This is a genomic window from Leucobacter chromiireducens (assembly GCF_003917135.1).
In the GTDB taxonomy this organism is placed as follows: Bacteria; Actinomycetota; Actinomycetes; order Actinomycetales; family Microbacteriaceae; genus Leucobacter; species Leucobacter chromiireducens_A.
The window spans coordinates 1-17,962 of the sequence record NZ_RPDI01000022.1 but is presented as its reverse complement, the minus strand read 5'-3'; the positions used below and the strand labels follow the sequence as shown (position 1 = coordinate 17,962).

The 17,962-nt window shown below is 70.8% G+C and carries 14 protein-coding genes and 1 pseudogene; 8 read left to right on the top strand and 7 right to left on the bottom strand.

The genetic code is table 11. The features are described 5' to 3' along the window. Positions 1–82 precede the first annotated feature (82 nt). The 7 genes and pseudogenes from EGM46_RS10775 (at position 83) to EGM46_RS10745 (ending at position 8,767) form a co-directional block, all read left to right on the top strand. Positions 83–1,288, top strand: coding sequence for an ABC transporter substrate-binding protein (locus EGM46_RS10775; protein ID WP_125100159.1), 1,206 nt, complete (start codon positions 83–85; stop codon positions 1,286–1,288). 91 nt (positions 1,289–1,379) lie between these two features. Further along, complete coding sequence (locus tag EGM46_RS10770) at positions 1,380–2,078, top strand: ABC transporter ATP-binding protein (RefSeq protein WP_164512872.1); 699 nt, start codon at positions 1,380–1,382, stop codon at positions 2,076–2,078. After that, on the top strand, positions 2,075–2,803 hold the full coding sequence (locus EGM46_RS10765) for an ABC transporter ATP-binding protein (RefSeq protein WP_125100157.1): 729 nt from the start codon (positions 2,075–2,077) through the stop codon (positions 2,801–2,803). Before EGM46_RS10770 ends, EGM46_RS10765 begins: the two co-directional genes overlap by 4 nt. Then, positions 2,800–3,681 (top strand): branched-chain amino acid ABC transporter permease, encoded by an 882-nt coding sequence (locus tag EGM46_RS10760; protein WP_125100156.1) that lies wholly within the window; start codon positions 2,800–2,802, stop codon positions 3,679–3,681. The genes EGM46_RS10765 and EGM46_RS10760 overlap by 4 nt, the downstream gene beginning before the upstream one ends. Beyond that, positions 3,678–4,766 carry a branched-chain amino acid ABC transporter permease gene (locus tag EGM46_RS10755; protein ID WP_125100155.1) on the top strand — a complete coding sequence of 363 codons (1,089 nt, stop codon included), beginning with the start codon at positions 3,678–3,680 and terminating at the stop codon, positions 4,764–4,766. Before EGM46_RS10760 ends, EGM46_RS10755 begins: the two co-directional genes overlap by 4 nt. Before the next feature lie 63 nt (positions 4,767–4,829). Next, positions 4,830–6,686, top strand: a pseudogene (locus EGM46_RS10750) (thiamine pyrophosphate-dependent enzyme); the annotation flags it as partial. A gap of 422 nt (positions 6,687–7,108) precedes the next feature. After that, positions 7,109–8,767, top strand: a complete 1,659-nt coding sequence (locus EGM46_RS10745) for an indolepyruvate oxidoreductase subunit beta family protein (RefSeq protein ID WP_125100153.1) — start codon at positions 7,109–7,111, stop codon at positions 8,765–8,767. Between the two features lie 83 nt (positions 8,768–8,850). On the opposite strand, the gene EGM46_RS10740 is transcribed toward EGM46_RS10745, so the two are convergent. From EGM46_RS10740 to EGM46_RS10710, 7 genes are all read right to left on the bottom strand, one after another. Then, positions 8,851–9,774: a helix-turn-helix transcriptional regulator gene (locus tag EGM46_RS10740; protein ID WP_125100152.1), complete on the bottom strand. Its 924-nt coding sequence runs from the start codon at positions 9,772–9,774 to the stop codon at positions 8,851–8,853. Further along, complete coding sequence (locus tag EGM46_RS10735) at positions 9,775–10,881, bottom strand: LLM class flavin-dependent oxidoreductase (RefSeq protein ID WP_125100151.1); 1,107 nt, start codon at positions 10,879–10,881, stop codon at positions 9,775–9,777. After that, positions 10,878–11,324 carry a flavin reductase family protein gene (locus EGM46_RS10730; RefSeq protein WP_125100150.1) on the bottom strand — a complete coding sequence of 149 codons (447 nt, stop codon included), beginning with the start codon at positions 11,322–11,324 and terminating at the stop codon, positions 10,878–10,880. The genes EGM46_RS10735 and EGM46_RS10730 overlap by 4 nt, the downstream gene beginning before the upstream one ends. Before the next feature lie 156 nt (positions 11,325–11,480). Then, a complete protein-coding gene (locus EGM46_RS10725; protein WP_125100149.1) occupies positions 11,481–12,809 on the bottom strand; it encodes a M18 family aminopeptidase in 1,329 nt (442 codons plus the stop codon). Between the two features lie 2 nt (positions 12,810–12,811). Then, entirely contained in the window at positions 12,812–14,356 is a 1,545-nt protein-coding gene (locus tag EGM46_RS10720; protein WP_125100148.1) for a leucyl aminopeptidase family protein, read from the bottom strand. Between the two features lie 289 nt (positions 14,357–14,645). Next, a complete protein-coding gene (locus EGM46_RS10715; protein WP_125100147.1) occupies positions 14,646–16,040 on the bottom strand; it encodes an ABC transporter permease in 1,395 nt (464 codons plus the stop codon). Next, positions 16,037–16,801, bottom strand: a complete 765-nt coding sequence (locus EGM46_RS10710) for an ABC transporter ATP-binding protein (protein WP_125100146.1) — start codon at positions 16,799–16,801, stop codon at positions 16,037–16,039. Before EGM46_RS10710 ends, EGM46_RS10715 begins: the two co-directional genes overlap by 4 nt. A gap of 194 nt (positions 16,802–16,995) precedes the next feature. Here EGM46_RS10710 and EGM46_RS10705 point away from each other — a divergent pair. Then, a partial coding sequence (locus EGM46_RS10705; protein ID WP_125100145.1) for an LLM class flavin-dependent oxidoreductase occupies positions 16,996–17,962 on the top strand: 967 nt, incomplete at its 3' end.

Below are 17,962 nucleotides of genomic sequence, written 5' to 3'. Positions count from 1 at the left end.
CGTCACTGACCCGTCAGAGCACAATCAGGTGAGGCAGCCTCAGAGTCGAGTCGCCCTTGCCATCACAGGAAGGCATGACACCATGCGGAAATCCGTTCTCGCGTCGCTTGCGGTTCTCGCCGCGGGCACCCTCGCCCTGTCCGGCTGCGTCGCCGCAGCGCCCAGCGCAAGCCCCGACACGGACACCGGCGACGCTGCCGGCGGCGACAGCATCCTCATCGGCGCCGTGATGGCCGAGACCGGCTTCATGTCGCCGTTCGACATCCCGGCACTCAACGCGATGAAAATCGCGGTCGACGAGCTGAACGACGCCGGCGGCATCGACGGCACCCCCGTCGAGCTCTCCGTGATCGACACCGGCTCGGACTTCGAGAAGTACGCGCCGGCCGCGCAGAGCCTCATCGACGACGGCGCGAAGGTGCTCATGGTCACGTGCGACTACGACACCGCCGTGCCGGCGTCCCAGATCGCAGAGCAGAACAACGTGCTCAACATCGCGCCGTGCGTCGGCGACACGATCTACGGCCCGGAGGGCGGCCTGAACATCGGCTTCTCGCTCGGCAACGCCGTGCCTGGCGAGGCGAGCGTCATGGCGGAGTTCGCCGCGGATCAGGGGTGGAAGAACGCCGTCTTCCTGAAGGACGACTCGATCAAGTACACGCAGAACCAGTGCGAGACCGCGGCGGAGCGCTTCACGCAGCTCGGCGGCACCGAGATCGCGACCTACACCTTCAAGCAGGGCGACAGCGTCAAGGAGACCGTCTCGAAGATATCGGGCGGCACGGCGCCGGACGTCGTCTTCAACTGCAGCTACGGGGAGGGCGGCGGAAAGGCCGCGAAGGAGCTCCGCGACGGCGGCATCGATACCCCGGTGGTGTCCGGCTTCGGCATGGACGGCACGTTCTGGCTCGACGCGATCCCCGGGCTCACCGACTACTACGTGGTGACCTACCCCTCCGTGTGGGGCGACGACAGCGACCCGAAGGTCAACGAGGCATCGGCGAAGTACGAGGAAGTGTACGGCGCGCGGCCCGAGAACGGCAGCATGACGACGGGCAACGCGGCGATCGAGGCCGTGCAGCTCGCGTACGACGAGGCCGGCTCCTGGGACGGCGACAAGCTCGCCGCGGCGTTCACCGGGTTCTCCGACGTACCCCTGCTCGTCGGCCCGACCAGCTTCTCCGCTGATCTGCACGTGAACGTCGAGCGCCCGCAGCGCGTGCTCACGGTCACCGACGGGAAGCTCGCGCACCTCGAAACCCGCGCGCCCGAAAAGGTTCTGCGGTAATCCGCGGGTCCGCCTCATGCAGCTCGATGTCGCTCCCCCCGCAGACGCAGCCCGTCTGCGGGGGGACTCCCTCTCACGCGCGTACGCCGGGGTGCAGGCCCTGCGAGACGTCACGATCGACATCCCACGCGGCCGCGTCACGGGCCTGATCGGCGCGAACGGCGCCGGGAAATCCACGCTCGTGAACATCCTCACCGGCTACGACCGGCCGGACAGCGGCAGCGTCACCGGCGACGGCGCCGATCTCACCCGGATGCGTCCCGAGCGGCGGGCGCGCCGCGGGGTCGCACGCACCTTCCAGCACGGCCACCTCTTCGGCGGCTGCACCGTGCTTGAGAACGTCGAGGTCACCGCGATCGCCTGCGGTGCGCCACGCGCACGCGCACGCGCCCTCGCACGCGAACTGCTCGGCGAGCTGCAGCTCGGGGAGTGGATGCTCCACGACGCCGACCGGCTCCCCCACGGCGTCGAGCGGCGCCTCGGCGTCGCACGCGCGCTCGCGACGCAGCCCGGCTACGTGCTCCTCGACGAGCCGGCGGCCGGCCTGAACGACGGCGAGGCCGAGCACCTGCGCGGCACCATGCGCGCGGTCGCGGCCCGCAACGTCGGCGTGCTGCTCATCGACCACAACATGCCGCTCGTGTTCTCCAGCTGCGACCACATTTTCGTGCTCGGAGCCGGGCAGAACGTGCTCGACGGTCCGCCCGAGGAGGTGCGCGCCGACGCGCGGCTCGCCTCGAGCTACCTCGGCAGCGCGGCGCAGCAGCTCGCGGACGGGGGCGCACAATGACGGCGCAGCCCAGCGGGCGACTGCTCACCGCGACCGGCCTGCGGGTCTCGTATCGCGGGATCGCCGCGGTGTCCGGGATCGACTTCCACGTCGACGCTGGTGAACTCGTCGGCATCATCGGCCCGAACGGTGCGGGGAAGACGTCCACCATGCTCGCGCTCGTCGGGGCGGTGCGCGCGAGCGCCGACACCCTCGACTTCGCCGGCCGGACGCTGCTCGGCCAGCCCACCGAGCGAATCGCGCGCCGCGGCATCGCGCTCGTGCAGGAGGGGCACAACGTGTTCGGCCGCCTCACCGTGCGCGAGAACCTGCGGCTCGGCTCGACGGCGCGCGCGAGCGCCGACGGCCTCGCGGAGGATCTCGCGTGGGTGCTGTCGCTCTTCCCGATCCTCGAGGAGTTCGGCGACCGCCAGGCCGGCCTCCTCTCCGGCGGTCAGCAACAGCAGCTCGCAATCGGCCGGGCGCTGCTCGCCGCGCCGGCGCTGCTGGCGCTCGACGAGCCGTCGCTCGGGCTCTCCCCCACCGCGGTCGACACGGTGTTCGCGTCGATCGCGGCGATCCGCGAGCGCGGCACCGCCGTACTGCTGGTGGAGCAGCGCGCGCAGCAAACCGTCGCAGCGGCGGACCGCACGCACGTGATCAGCGAGGGACGCATCTCCATGACGCTCGCGCCGGAGGATGCGCGCGACTCCGCCCTTCTCATGAAAGCGTATCTCGGCTCGTGAATATCATTCAGGCACTCATCGATGCGGTCTCAACCGGCGCGGTCTACGCGCTCGCCGCGCTCGGGATCGGGCTCGTCTTCGGCGTCATGCGGCTCGCGAACTTCGCCAACGGCGAGCTCATCACCGCGGCCGGCTACGCGCTGATCCTCATCTGGCCGCTGTCCTGGCCGCTCGCGATCATGGCCTCGGTGCTCGTCGCGGTCGCACTGGCGCTCACGATGGACGCCGCGGTGTTCCGGTGGCTGCGCGCGCAGCCGCCCGCGACGCTCCTCATCGCGAGCTTCGGGGTCAGCATTCTGCTGCAGCGGGTCTACGACGGCGTGTTCGGCACCAACGTCCTCTCGGCGGCCATCGCCCCGGGGCTCACGACCTCGATCCGGATCGGTGAGCTGCGCGTCAACCTGCTCACCGTGGTGTCGATCGTGCTCGCCGGGGTGCTGCTGCTCGCGGTGCGGTTCTTCCTCACACGCACGCGCATGGGGCTGCAGGTGCAGGCGGCGTCGGAGGACTTCCGCGCGGCACGGATCCTCGGCATCCGCGCGGGCAGCGTCATCGCCCTCACCTTCGCGGTGAGCGGGATCCTCGCCGCAGCGATCGCGTTCGTGCTCACCGCGCAGTCCGGTTCCGTCGGACCGACGTTCGGCGTGCAGGTCACGCTCTTCGCCCTCATCGGTTCGACGATCGGCGGGCTCGGCAAGCTCGGCGGCAGCGTCGCCGGCGGCTTCCTCGTCGGCTTCGCCGTGTCGGTGTTCACGTCGTTCCTGCCTGCGGGGATCAACGACTTCCGGATCGCGTTCGTCTATCTCCTCGTCGCCGTGGTGCTGGTGCTCGCCCCGAACGGCATTTTCGCAGGCCGCACCCCGAAGGAGCGCACATGACCTCCCCGCACACCTCATCGAACGCGACGCCGCGGCGGATCCCCGGCATTCCCGTCCCCGAACCGCTCGCGAAGCTGTGGACGCTCGCCGTGCCGCTCGCCACCGTGTGGCTGTTCTCGTTCGGGGCGAGCGCGCTCTCAGGCACCGCGGCGATCGATCTCGGCTACGCGCTCGCGAACCTGATCATCGTCGTCGCGATGTGGACGTTCATCGGCAACAGCGGCGTGCTCTCGTTCGGGCACATCGCGTTCGTCGCGGTCGGCGCGTGGACGCTGTCGCTCCTCACGATCCCGACGGCCATCAAGGCGTCGATCATGCCGGAGCTCTTCCCGTTCCTCCGCGACGCGCAGGCCGCCCCGTTCGTTGCGCTCGCCGCTGCCGCGGTGGTCGGCGGGCTGCTCGCGTTCCTGAGCGGCCTGGCACTCATGCGCCTCAATGGCCTTGAGGCGGGGATCGCGACGTTCGCGCTGCTCATGCTCGTGGTGCAGATCCTCACCTACTGGCAGCAGATCGGCCCGAAGGCCGGGCAGTCGATGACGGGGCTGCCGCGCAGCTTTGACCTGCAGACCGTCCTCCTCATCGCGCTCGCCGCGATCGCGCTCGCGTGGCTGTACGGCCAGAGCCGGAGCGCGCGCATGCTCCGCGCCGCACGCGACAGCATGCAGGCGGCGCCGGCGTCGGGCGTAAGGGTGACGTTCCACCGGCTCGTCGCGTTCACGGTGTCTGGCGCGCTCGCCGCGGTGGGCGGGGCCGTGTGGGTGCAGCTCAACGGCGTGGCGCAGTCCTCGCAGTTCTCGCTCGATTTCACGTTCACGACGATCGCGATGCTCGTGGTCGGCGGCATCCGCTCGCTCTGGGGCGCGGTCGTCGGAACGCTCGCGATCTCGGCGCTGAGTCACGGGCTTGGCCTGCTCGAACAGGGGGTGCAGCTCGGTGGCCTCGTCGTCTCGCTGCCCTCGGGCAGCCGACTCATCGTGCTCGGCGCGGTGATGGTGCTGATCCTGATCCTGCGCCCGGCCGGGGTCACGGGTGGGCGCGAGGCGCAGTGGCCGTTCCGCCCGCGGATCGCCGCCCCGGAGGGGTAGCCAGGCGGGGTGCGTGGAGGGCTCCCGGCCGGCTGGCCGGGAGCCCTCGTGCGTCCGGCCGAAATGCGAATTCTTTATTTCACTTGTGTGACGATCGCTGATTCTTTGATATATTCGAGAGTGCGGTCACTGGGGGACCGCGCGTCAATGGTGACACGAAAGGGCGGGATTATGGCTGAACGGTCATTTGTCAACGAGGTGAAGCTCCTCCGTTCCGGTGAGGGAACCGAGTTGCACGTGGAAGGCATCCTCGCGGTGACCAAGGCGCTGCTCGAATCCGGGGTCGCGTACGTCGGCGGCTACCAGGGCGCCCCCATCTCGCACCTGATGGACGTGCTCGGCGACGCGCACGACATCCTGGAGGAGCTCGACGTCTACTTCGAGAACTCCGCGTCGGAGGCCACAGCGGCGGCCATGCTCGCCGCGTCGGTGCACTACCCGCTCCGCGGAGCGGTCACGTTCAAGTCGACGGTGGGGCTGAACGTCGCCTCCGATGCGCTCGCGAACCTGTCGAGCGGCGGCGTGAAGGGCGGCGCGCTCGTGATCCTCGGCGAGGACTACGGCGAGGGATCCAGCATCATGCAGGAGCGCTCGCACGCGTTCGCCATGAAGTCGCAGATGTGGCTCCTCGATCCCCGCCCCAACATCTCGGCGATCGTCAACACCGTGAAGCACGGCTTCGCGCTCTCCGAGGCCAGCAACACCCCGGTGATGCTCGACCTCCGGCTCCGTTCCTGCCACCTGCAGGGCTCGTTCACCGCCGCGGACAACGTGCGCCCGCCGATGACCATCACGGACGCCGTCGAGAACCCGCAGCGCGACCTCAACCGCATCGTACTGCCGCCGGCGAGCTTCCTGCACGAGCACGAGAAGGTGCACACGCGGTGGCCCGCCGCCGTCCACTACATCCGCGAGCACGGCCTGAACGAGTTCTTCGACGGCGACGTCGACGACATCGGGATCATCGTGCAGGGCGGGCTCTACAACACGCTCAACCGCGCGCTCGAGCTCGTCGGCTGCTCGGACGCGTTCGGCAACACCCGCGTCCCCATGTACGTCATGAACGTCACGTACCCCGTGGTGGACGAGGAGGTGCTGGAGTTCTGCCGGGACAAGAAGGCGGTGCTGCTGCTGGAGGAGGGGCAGCCCGACTACATCGAGCAGAACCTGCACTCGATCCTGCGCAAGGCCGGCGTCGAGACGCAGCTGCACGGCAAGGACCTCCTCCCCATGGGCGGCGAATACACGACCCAGGTCGTGACGAAGGGCGTCACGCAGTTCCTCGAGCAGCACGCGCCGGAGCTCATGGCCGCGATGCCGTCGCTGCTCCTGCCGGCCAGCGACCCGGCGAGCCCGTTCGCCCCGCGCGTCGACGCGACGCAGGTGCAGGCGCGCCCGCCGGGGCTCTGCACCGGGTGCCCCGAGCGCCCCATCTTCTCCGCAATGAAGCTCGCGGAGCGGGAAACCGGGCAGGAGCATCACGTCAGCATGGATATCGGCTGCCACCTGTTCGGCATCAACGAGCCGTTCAACCTCGGCGGCACGACCATGGGCTACGGCCTCGGCTCGGCCGGCGCTGCCGCGCTCAACTCGCGCGACGCCGACCGCTCGACGATCGGCGTGATGGGCGACGGCGGGTTCTGGCACAACGGCCTCACGAGCGGCATCGGCAACGCCGTGTTCAACAAGAACGACCAGGTGGTCGTCGTCGTCGACAACTCGTACGCCGCGGCCACCGGCGGGCAGGACGTGCTCTCCTCGTACGGGCAGGCGGAGATCGGCTCGCGCTCCTCGCGCAACCCGATCGAGCGCGCCGTCCGCGGCGTCGGCGTGAAGTGGGCGAAAACGATGACGCACACCTACGACGTCGCGAAGCTCAAGAAGATCTTCGTCGAGGCGTTCACCACGAAAACCGAGGGCCCCAAGGTGGTCATCGCGCAGAGCGAGTGCCAGCTCAACCGGCAGCGCCGCGTGAAACCGCAGGCGCAGCAGGACATCAAGGCGGGCAAGCGCGTGGTGCGGCAGCGCTTCGGCGTCGACGCCGACACGTGCACGGGCGACCACGCGTGCATCCGCATCTCCGGCTGCCCGTCGCTCACGCTGAAGGAGAACCCGGATCCCATGCGCACCGACCCCGTCGCCACCGTGATCGACAGCTGCGTCGGCTGCGGCGTCTGCGGCGCGAACGCGCACGCGGCCTCGCTCTGCCCGTCGTTCTACCGCACCGACGTGGTGATCAACCCGAGCTGGGGCGACCGCACCCTCGGCAGGATCCGCTCCGCGTGGATCTCGCTCCTGTCCGGCCCGGTCGAGCGCCGCGCGAGCCAGTACGAGGTGGCCGCGTGAGCACCTGGACCGCTGGCCGCAGGCCCATCACCATCGCGATCCTCGCCATGGGCGGCGAGGGCGGCGGCGTGCTCGCCGACTGGATCGTGTCGCTCGGCGAGGACGCCGGCTACGTCACCCAGAGCACCTCCGTCGCCGGCGTCGCGCAGCGCACCGGCGCGACCGTGTACTACGTCGAGCTCTACCCGCGAAGCGACGCGGCAGCGCCGAACAGCGCGCGCACCGAGCCGATCCTGAGCCTCTTCCCCACCCCGGGCGAGGTCGACGTCGTGATCGCCTCCGAGCTCATGGAGGCGGGGCGGGCACTGCAGCGCGGCTTCTGCACGCCCGACCGCACGACACTCATCGCCTCGACGAACCGCGTGTACGCGATCACGGAGAAGATCGCGCTCGGCGATGGCCGCGTCGACGAGGAGAGCCTCCTCGGCTCGGCGCGCGCCGGCGCGAAGCAGCTCATCGCCACCGACTTCAATGCGCTGGCCGCCCAGGCGGGGAGCGTCATCTCCTCGTCCCTGTTCGGCGCGCTCGCCGGCTCGGGTGCGCTCCCGATTCCCCGCGAGGCCTTCGAGGAGTCGCTCAAGCGCTCGGGCAAGGCCGTTGAGCGCTCGCTGAAAGCGTTCGGCCTCGGCTTCGAGGCCGCCGAGCAGGCCGCGGCGGAGGAGGCCGCGCTCGCGGCGGCTCCCCCGCAGCAGCCGTCGGGCCTCGGGCCGATGCGCGTGACGATCGGCCGCCGCCGTCCGCGCGACCCCGCGGAGGAGGCCGCGGAGGCCGAGGCGCGGCGCCACAGCGAACTCGCGAGCAGTAACCCCCGTGCGCTCGTCGGCCCGAAGATCGCCGACCGCATGGACCGCGTCGCCTCCTTCGCCGAGCCCGCGCGCTCCATGGTGGTGCACGGCTGCGTGCGCACCGCGCTCTACCAGAGCCCGGACTACACCGACCTGTTCCTCGACCGCGTCGCGCGCGTCACCGAGTTCGACGCCGCACGCGGCGCCAGCGATCCGGCAGTGCTCTCGCTCGAGGTCGCGCGGCACACGGCGCTCTGGATGTCGTACCAGGACACCATTCACGTCGCGCTGCAGAAGCTGCGCACCCGGCGCATGGAGGGGGTGCGCGTCGAGGCGAAGGCCGAGAGCGGCCAGCTGACGCAGGTCCGCGAGTTCCTCCACCCCCAGGTCGATGAGATCACCGACACCCTCCCCACCGCGCTGGGGCGTGCGCTGTCGCGCTCGAAACTGTTCGCCCGCGTCGTCGGCAAGATCACGCGCGACGGCATGATCGTCAACACGACCTCGGTGTTCGGCTACAGCATGCTCTGGTTCATGGCGTCGATGCGGCCGATGCGACCGCGCTCGCTGCGCTACGGGCGCGAGCAGATCGCCATCGACGCGTGGCTCGACCTCATCGTCGAGACCGCACCGGCCAACTACGACCTCGCCTGCGAGATCGCGAAGAGCGCGCGCGTGCTCAAGGGCTACGGCCAGACGCACGCGCACGGCTCGGAGAGCTTCGCGAAGCTCCTGGCCGTGGTGCCCGCGCTCGCCGGGCGCGACGACGCCGCCGGCGTGCTCGCGCGGCTGAGCAAGGCGGCCCTCGCTGACGAGGACGGCACGGCACTCGAGCAGCAGCTCACCGGCCTCCGCGCGGCGATGGCCTAGCTGCCGGCTCCCTGCGAAGCGCCCGGCGCTGGGGTCTCCATCGGGCTCCGCAGTGCTGGGCGCTTCGCGCTCCCTGCTTCGTGTTAGGCGCAGATCTCGGAGGGCCGCACCCCAAACCGCGTCGCGAAGTACTGGGAGAACCTGCCGCTGTGCGGGATCCCCACCTCGGCCGCGACCGCGGCGATGCTTCGCGCACCGCTCGCCCCGCCGCCCGCCCGGAGCATGGCCAAGGCGCGGTCGAGCCGTGCGTCCCGCAGGTACTCCTGGGCAGTGCAGCCGAGGTGCGCCTGGAACGCGAGCTGCAACTGTCGGCTCCCGATCCCGACCACCTCGCCGAGCTCGGCGAGCGAGACCGCCTCCCCCAGGTGGCGACGCAGGTGCCGCACGGCGTGCGCGAGGTAGGCGGGCGGTGGGCCGCCGAGCCCCGACCCGCCACGCAGGTGCGGCGTCAGTCCGATGAGGAGACGATCGACCAGCGGCCCGGGATCCGCCTCGGGCCGCCGGGCGAAATCGCTCCAGACGCGGCGGAGCGCTGGGCCGGCCTGCACCGGAATCGGCCGCGCCTGCGCGAGGTCGACGCTGAGTTCGCGGGCCGCAGGGAACCCCTCGCGGAACGCCGCGAGGAGTTCCGCCGCTGGCACCGTGCCAACGAGCGCCCCGGCCTCCGGGTCGGGCAGCATCATCGTCTCGGCGGAGCCCGAGAGCACGAACGGCTCGGTGTGCCGCTCGGCGTGGCCGGCCGTGGTGACGTGCATCGGCCCGAACGGGATCACGAGCACGACCTGCTCGCCGGTCGGCGGCGCGACGACGCGCACGCGTGTCGCGTACGCAACGTACACGAGCGACAGTGCCCCGATGCGCCGGCCGTTCACCACCCCGAACTGGCGTTCCCGCTCCCCGCCGAGTACCGCGTGCCCGTAGCCGGTGAGGCTCCCGACGGCATCACGAAGCCGGGCCGGCGCGGCGGCGCGGGCCAGGGGGAACTCGGCGAGCAGCGGGAGCGGCATCTAGGCTCGGGGGCGCCGCACGCCCATGCGCTCCAGGATCGGCATCACGTCTCGCCCGAACTGCGTCACCTCGTTCGTGTAGTCGACAAACGCGAGCGTCATGCCGTCGAACCCAGCATCGCTCACGGCCCGGATCTGCTCGGCGACCTCTTCCGGGGTGCCAACGATCGGCAGCGAGCCGTGCCCGGAGGCGAAGCGGGATCGCATCGTCTGCAGCATCTCCGGGGTGAACGACTGCGCGTGCATCCCCTGGAGCCCCATCAGGTAGTCGACCGCGCCCCAGTCGGCGTTCTCGTCGGCGTAGTAGGCCAGGAAGTCCTCGGCCTCGGCGCGGCTCTCCCGGCACACCACATGGCCGAGCGTCAGCACGCCGACCTCCCGCTGGTAGGTGGTGCGCGCCTGCTCCTTCATGGCCCGCACGATGCCGGCCCCGGTCTCGGCGTCCGGAATGATCGTGAACGCGAAGTCGGAGAAGTGCGCGGCGAAGTCGCGGCCCTGCGTCGACGAGCCGGCGTTCAGGATCGGCACGCGGCCACCGCGCGGCTTCGGTTCGGTTTCGCTGTCCGTGAGCTGGTAGAACTTCCCGTCGTACTGGAACTTCCCCTCCGCGGCCCACGCGCGCTCGATCACGTCGAGCCACTCGGCGGCGAAGCCGTAGCGATCGTCGTGCGCCTCGGGCATCGGGGCGCCGAGCGCCTCGTACTCCGGCAGGTTCCACCCGGCAACGACGTTGAGGCCGGCGCGGCCGCCCCCGCCGATCTGGTCGAGCGTGGCGAGCTGCTTCGCGACCACCATCGGGTTGTTGAAGGCAGTGTGCACGGTCGAGAACACGTTGATGCGCGTCGTGCTCGCGAGGAGGCCAGCGGCCCACACGATGGGGTCGAGCACGGAGCCGTGAAAGTTCGTTTCGCCCTTGTACCCGATGAAACGGGCGATCGGCAGCAGGAAGTCGATGCCGGCGGCCTCCGCTGCGCGCGCGAGCGCGAGGTTGTCGTCCCAGCTCGCGCTCCAGCGCTCGGGGATCCGGGTGACGGCGAGGCCGCCCGAGCAGTTCGGGGAGAAGAGGCCGAGCTTGAAATCTTCGCCATTGAGGATGTCGCGGTTCATGATTCTCGATTCTGTGCGGGGTGGGTGATCGTGGTGGGCCGCCCGACCATGAGGTCGTGGTCGCCGAGCTCGATCCGCTGGTGGAGTACGCAGTCGAAGCGTGTGGGGAGCTCCGGGAACACCGGGTCCCCGTTCTCGTTGCGGGCGAAGCGCAGCCCGGCGAACTTGTCGCCGCCGCGCTGCGCGAACGCGGCGATCAGCGGGTGCTCAAGCGGCCGCTCGAGCGGTGGGAGCACGTGCAGCGCGTAGGAGGCCGCGGCACGCCAGCCGGCGATTGCGGACGAGCCGTGGTCTACCGCCCAGCTCACGAGCGGCGGCTCAAGCGACACGGAGGTGAAGGAGTTGCACACGAGGCCGATGGGTCGGCGCTCGGCATCGACAGCTGTGACCAGGCAGATGCCGGTGCGCCACTCACGCATGGCCGAACGAAATGACTCGCGCACTCAATGTCTCCTTCTCGCGACGCTGGTTGAAGGTATGAGACAAGAATGCACGCTGGCCGCCGCGCAGGCTATCCGAAATGCGCAGTCACACAGAAAAGTCCCCGGCTCGGCGCGTGCCGAACCGGGGACGGTGCTGCGGTGTGTCGGAGCCGCGCGTCAGGCGCCCGCGAAGAACGCGCCCGTCGCGCGCGCCAAGCCGTGCAGGTCGGCGACGTGCGCGAGCTCGCGCGCGGAGTGCATCGAGAGGAGCGGCACGCCAACGTCCACCGTCCGAATACCGAGGCGCGCCGCGGTGATCGGCCCGATCGTCGATCCGCACGGCACCGTGTTGTTGGACACGAACTCCTGGGTGCGCACCTCGGCACGCGCGCAGGCGCGCGCCCAGAGGGCGGCCCCGTGCGCGTCGCTCGCGTACCGCTGGTTCGCGTTGACCTTCAGCATCGGACCGTTGCCCGCGAGCGGGCGGACGTTGGGGTCGTGCTTCTCCGGGTAATTCGGGTGCACGGAATGCCCCGCGTCCGACGACACGCACCACGACGCCGAGAGCGCGCGTGCCGCCTCATCGGCGGTGGCGCCGAGCCCCGCGCGCAGCCGCTCCAGCACGTCCGCGAGGAACGGGCCCGCGGCGCCCGAGCGGGTCTCCGAGCCGAGCTCCTCGTGATCGAACGCCGCGAGCATCGAGATCGTGCCCGGCGCCGGCACCGTCTCGAGGAGCGCAACGAGGCCGGCGAACGTCGAGCTCAGGTTGTCGAGGCGGGGCGACGCGAAGAACTCGCCGCTCACGCCGATCCGCTGCGGCGGCTGCGTATCGAAGAGGCGAACATCAGCGCCAGCGATGTCCCCCGGCGCGAACGGCGCGGCGGCAACGCCGGCCGCGTTCGCGGCATTCGCCGCGGCGTCGGCGAGCACGCCGGCCACCGTGACCCCCTCCGCGCTGTCGCCGACGGCGAGCACCGGCTGCGTGTGGCGCTGCTTGTTCAGCGCGAGGCCGGTGTTCGCCTCACGATCGAGGTGGATCGCGAGCTGCGGGATCCGCGCGATCGCCCCCGTGCAGACGAGGTGCTCGGCGCCATCCGCGGTGACCACGCGACCGGCAAGGCCGAGATCCCGATCGAGCCACGAGTTGAGGAGCGGGCCGCCGTACACCTCCACGCCGGCCTGCGCCCAGCCATCCGCGCGGAAGTCGGGCCGGGGCTTCAGCATGAAGCCAGGCGAGTCGGTGTGCACGCCGAGCACCCGGACGGGGCTCGTCGCGGTGAGTTCGGATCCGGCCCGCCACGCAATCACGGCGCCGTCGCGCACCACGAAGCCCGCCCCGCCAGCAGCGAGGGGCGACCAGGCAGCACCCTCGTCGTGCGCGGCGAAGCCGGCGTCGGTGAGCAGCTCCGAGATGCGCGCCGCCGCGTGGTACGAGGTCGGCGCGGCGGTCACGAAATCAGCGAAGTCGCTGATGTACGCGTCGAGATCGCGCAGCAGGCCGGTCATGGCTACGCTCCCTGCGCGTCGTCGGCGGCCTGCGGGGCCACGAAGTCGTCAGCGAGCTGCGCGAGCAGGCGCGCGCCGAAGCCCGTCGACCCGGTGGAGCGCCACAGATCGTCGCGCTCCGATTCCATCGTCGGCGCGATGTCCAGGTGCCCCCAGGGGAAGTCGGCAACGAACTCGTTCAGGAAGAGCGCCGCGAGGATCGCCCCGCCGTACGGGCCGCCGATGTTCGACAGATCGGCGACGTTCGACTTCAGCTGGTCGCGGTAGCGGTGATCGAGCGGCAGCGGCCAGACGCGCTCGTCCGTCGCCTCAGCGGCGGCCTTGAGCTGCGCGGCGACGTCATCGTTGTTGGCGAGGGTCGCCGCGGTGCCGAGGCCGAGCGCCGCCATGGCGTTGCCGGTCAGCGTCGCGATGTCGACGATCGCGTCCGGGCGACGTTCCTCCTCCGTGGCGAGCACGAGGCCGTCCGCCATCACGAGGCGGCCCTCGGCGTCGCTGTTCTTCACCTCGACGGTCTTGCCGCCGCGCATGGTGAGCACATCGCCGATCTTCGTCGCGGTGCCCGAGAGCATGTTGTCGGTGCACATGAGCCAGCCGGTCACCGCCGACTGCACGCCGAGCTCGCGGAGCGTGAGCATGGCGGCAAACACCGATCCGGCGCCCATCATGTCGAGCTTCATGCTGCCCATCGAGTTCGCGGGCTTCAGGCTGATGCCGCCCGAGTCGAACATGATGCCCTTGCCGATCAGCGCGAGGTGCGGGGTCGCGTCGCTCGCGCCCTCGGGGACGTAGCGCAGCTTGATCATGCGCGGCTCGTCGGTGCTGCCGGCGTTCACGCCGAGCAGGCCACCCGTGCCGAGCTCGACGAGCGCGTCGCGGTCGAAGATCTCCACCTCGAGGCCGTACTCGGGGCCGAGCTTCGCCGCGAGATCCGCGAACTTCTCCGCGGTGAGGTGGCGGGGCGGGGTGTTGCCGAGATCGCGCGAGATGGCGGCCGCGCGTGCGAGCACGACGGCACGGTCGACGCCGTCCTGGGCGGCGGCGCGGTCGGCCTCGGCGACGCCCAGCGTGAGGGCGTCGAGGGCGACGTGCTTGGACTCGCCCTTCAGGGCCTCGAAGCGGTAGCGCGCGAGGAGCGCACCCTCGGTCGCGGCGAGCGCGGCGTCGCGCGCGGAGAGCTGCTCGGAGACCACGGCGGTGAGGTCGACGGCGAGGTGCGCGGCCTCACGCGCCGCACGGGTGAACGCTGCGACCGCGTCACGCAGCTCGGCGCTCGTCGTGAGGCCGGCGCCCGTGCCGACGAGCACGCGCAACTGCGCGCCGGGGAGCACGAGAGTCTGGTTCTTTGCCCCGGTGAACCCCGCTGCGGCGAGCGCGTCGCGCGTCTGGCCGGCGAGGCAGTCGCACGTGGGGAGGTCGCCCTCGGCGGGCACGAAGCACGCGCGCGCCGGCGCGGCCTCGACCGCGGCGGTGTCGGCGACGGAGACGTCGACCGAGCGGTTCAGGGAGGGGACGGGATCGAAACTGGAATCAATCACAACGGTCATACCCCCAGCCTAGCCCGGGCGGGTGCTGGGGTGGCTGTGGCAGACGCAAGGGGTGGTCGGTGCTCGGGGCGGCGGGCGCCGCGCACCACGCGGCCGCGCCCGGCGTCCCGCAGCCACTGCCGCGCGGGGCACAACACACCCACGGTCACTGCCGCGCGGGGCACCCCACACCCAAACGGAGAAATTCGGGTTTTCGGAGGCAATCTCTGGGATGCCTCCGAAAACCCGAATTTCTCCGTGCGGATTGGCGCAGCGTGCAACCGGCGCAGCGCCCCCGCCCGACCCTCCCTTAGTCGACCGCGAGCGCGGCCACCGGCGAAACCCGGATCGCGCGTCGCGCGGGCGCCACCGCAGCGGTGACCGCCACCGCGAAGCCGAACACCACGACGCCGGCAAGGATCGGCCACGGGATCGATGGGGCGGCGAAGCCGACCTGCGAGCCGACGAGCGACTGCGCGGCCACCCAGCCGTAGAACACGCCGAGCACCACGCCGAAGCCGAGCGCGGCGAGCGTCATCTGGCAGCTCTCGGTGATCACCATGCGGCGCACCTGCCCGCCGGTGAAGCCGAGCGCGCGGAGCAGCCCGAGCTCCCGTGTGCGCTGCAGCACGCTGAGCGACAGCGTGTTCACCATGCCGACGGCGGCGATGATCGCGGAGAACCCGACGAGGCCGGTGAACACCGCGGTCGTGATCGCGAGCGTCTGGGTGAGCGCCTGCTCAAGCTCCGGATTGTTGTCGAACGCCTGCAGGGTCATCGCGGCGTACGTCTCGAGCGCCACCGCGAACATCGTGACGAGCGTCACCCCGATCACGAGGCCGATCGTCGACCGCGAACTGCGCTCGGGGAAGCGCACCGCGTTCGCCGCGGCCAGCCGCCCGGTGGGGCCAGCTCCGAAAACCTTCCCGGTGAGCCGCAAGATGGGCGGCATGATGACGTGCGCGCCGAGCGCGATTCCGGTGAACGAGAACAGCCCACCGAAGAACGACACGAACAAAGCGATCGGGGTCGTGAGGCTGAGGAACAGCCCGAGCGCGATGAGCACCACGCCGAGCAGCACGAGGATGATCGCCCACACGGTGCGCCCGTTGCGGCCGCGCGCGTCCTCGGGGCGGAGCTCGACGGCGGCGCCGGTCGCGGCGATCGGCGAGACCGATCCAACGCGGCGGGATCCCGCCCAGGCCGCAGCCCACGTGGTGAGCGCGACAATCGCGATCGCGCCGAGCGCGAGCGGGTCGAAGATCGGGTACTCCCGCCCCTCGGGCAGCCAGCCGAGCCCCGGGCCCCAGGTCACCACGCCGACGACGAGCGCCTCGGCGAGCACCCAACCGATCACCGCGCCGAGCAGGCCCATCGCGAGCCCCTCGGCGGCGACGCGGCCGCGCACCGCGCGAGAGCTCGCCCCGACGAGTCGCAGCAGGGCGATCGTGCGGGTGCGGCCGGCGATGATCGTCGCGAAGGTGTTCGCGGTGACGATCGCGCCGACGTAGAGCGCGATGATGATGAACACCACCGACACCATGAGGAGCGTGATCCGGAACGTCGCTGACTCAGCGATCAGTGCGGGATCGAGCGCCGCGCCGAGCACCCCGGTGAACAGGATCAGCGTCGCGGCGAAGAGTGAACTGAGCGCTGCCACCACAACGGTGGCGCCGTGCTCGCGGATTCCGGCCCCGGTCTTCACGCCGCGACCGTTTCCAGGCTGAGCATGGTTTCCGAGATCTGCTCCGGCGTCATCGCGCCGCGGTCGGACACGATGCGGCCGTCGGCGAGGAAGAGGATGCGGTCGGCGTGGCTCGCGGCGATCGGATCGTGCGTCACCATCGCGATGCTCTGCCCCTGCTCGACCACGGCGGCGCGGAGCAGGCCGAGCACCTCGCGGCCCGTGCGCGAGTCGAGGGCGCCGGTCGGCTCGTCGGCGAAGATCACGTCCGGCTGCGTGGCGAGCGCCCGCGCGATCGCGACGCGCTGCTGCTGCCCACCCGACAGCTCGTGCGGCCGGTGCGAGGTGCGGCCGGCGAGTCCGAGCGCCTGCACGAGCGCATCGATCCGATCCCGATCTGCTGCGGGAACGCCGCGCCCGTCGAGCTCGAACGGCAGCCGCAGGTTGCCCATCACGTCGAGTGTCGGCACCAGGTTGAACGCCTGGAACACGAAGCCGATCCTGCGCCGGCGCAGCCGGGTGAGCTCCGCGTCGCCGAGGTGCGTGATCTCGTCGTCGCCGAGCCACACCCGCCCCTCGGTGGGGGTGTCGAGCCCGGCCATGACGTGCATGAGGGTCGACTTACCGGATCCCGATGGGCCCATGATCGCGGTGAACTGCCCGCGCCGGATCCCGATCGAGACGTCGTTGAGTGCGGTGACCCGGTGGTCGCCCGCGCCGTAGTGCTTGCTGAGGTTCGCGACGCGCGCAACGAGGCCCATACCGCTCGGTTGAATGTCCATGCTTCGACGCTACGAGTGCGCTCGCGGTGCGGGATCGCCCCCGGGTACCATGCGCGTGGTGCCAGGGTGCCGCGTCTCGGCGGGCGGCCTGGCGGCCGGGTGGGCCCAGGGTGCCGGGACGGGACGGGCAGGTCGCTGCCCCACCCAAACTACATGCGCGGGAATACACTTTGCCCGCGCACGTTGCACCCAGCATGAGAGCATTCGGATTCCTGTCATTCGGCCACTACGGTCCGGTCCCCGGCTCGCGGGTGCGCACCGCCGGCGACATGCTGCGCCAGACCATCGAGCTGGCCGAGGGGGCCGACGAGATCGGCGTGAACGGCGCGTACGTCCGCGTGCACCACTTCGCACGCCAGGCGGCCTCGCCGATCCCCCTGCTCACCGCGATGGCCGCGCGCACGAAGCGCATCGAGGTCGGCACCGGCGTGATCGACATGCGCTACGAGAACCCGCTGTACCTGGCCGAGGAGGCCGCAGCACTCGACATCATCGCCGAGGGCAGGCTCGCGCTCGGCGTGAGCCGGGGATCCCCCGAGACCGCCGTACGCGGCTACGAGGCCTTCGGGTACACCGGATCCGAGGATCCGCGCGGCGCCGACCTCGCACGCGACAAGTTCGACCTGTTCATGCGGGCGATCGAGGGCGAGACGCTCGTCGACAGCGACCCGAACATGGGCCCGCTCGGCCGGCTCGCGATTGAGCCGCAGTCGGCTACGCTGCGCGATCACGTCTGGTGGGGCGCTGGCAGCATCGACACCGCGCGCCAGACGGGCACCGCCGGCCTGAACCTCATGAGCTCAACGCTGCTCACCGAGGCAACGGGTGAGCCACTGCACATCCTGCAGGCGCGCCAGATCGACGAGTTCCGCACCGCATACACGGAGGCCGGCCACACGGGTCGCCCGCGCGTCTCCGTGAGTCGCAGCGTCTTCCCCATCGTCACGGAGCAGGACGAGATGTATTTCGGCCTTCGCGGACGCGACGGCCAGGATCAGATCGGGATCATTGACGGGTTCCGCTCCACCTTCGGAAAGACGTATGCCGACACCCCCGACAAGCTGATCGAGCAGCTGCGCGCCGACGACGCGGTAATGTCAGCGGACACGCTGATGCTCACGATCCCGAACCAGCTCGGCCCCGAGTACAACCTGCACGTGA

Excerpts from the sequence above, each read along its gene's own strand:
- EGM46_RS10735 (WP_125100151.1), bottom strand. The coding sequence starts at position 10,881 with ATGAACCGCGACATCCTCAATGGCGAAGATTTCAAGCTCGGCCTCTTC.
- EGM46_RS10725 (WP_125100149.1), bottom strand. The coding sequence starts at position 12,809 with ATGACCGGCCTGCTGCGCGATCTCGACGCGTACATCAGCGACTTCGCT.
- EGM46_RS10765 (WP_125100157.1), top strand. The coding sequence starts at position 2,075 with ATGACGGCGCAGCCCAGCGGGCGACTGCTCACCGCGACCGGCCTGCGG.
- EGM46_RS10710 (WP_125100146.1), bottom strand. The coding sequence starts at position 16,801 with ATGGACATTCAACCGAGCGGTATGGGCCTCGTTGCGCGCGTCGCGAAC.
- EGM46_RS10755 (WP_125100155.1), top strand. The coding sequence starts at position 3,678 with ATGACCTCCCCGCACACCTCATCGAACGCGACGCCGCGGCGGATCCCC.
- EGM46_RS10740 (WP_125100152.1), bottom strand. The coding sequence starts at position 9,774 with ATGCCGCTCCCGCTGCTCGCCGAGTTCCCCCTGGCCCGCGCCGCCGCG.
- EGM46_RS10720 (WP_125100148.1), bottom strand. The coding sequence starts at position 14,356 with ATGACCGTTGTGATTGATTCCAGTTTCGATCCCGTCCCCTCCCTGAAC.
- EGM46_RS10775 (WP_125100159.1), top strand. The coding sequence starts at position 83 with ATGCGGAAATCCGTTCTCGCGTCGCTTGCGGTTCTCGCCGCGGGCACC.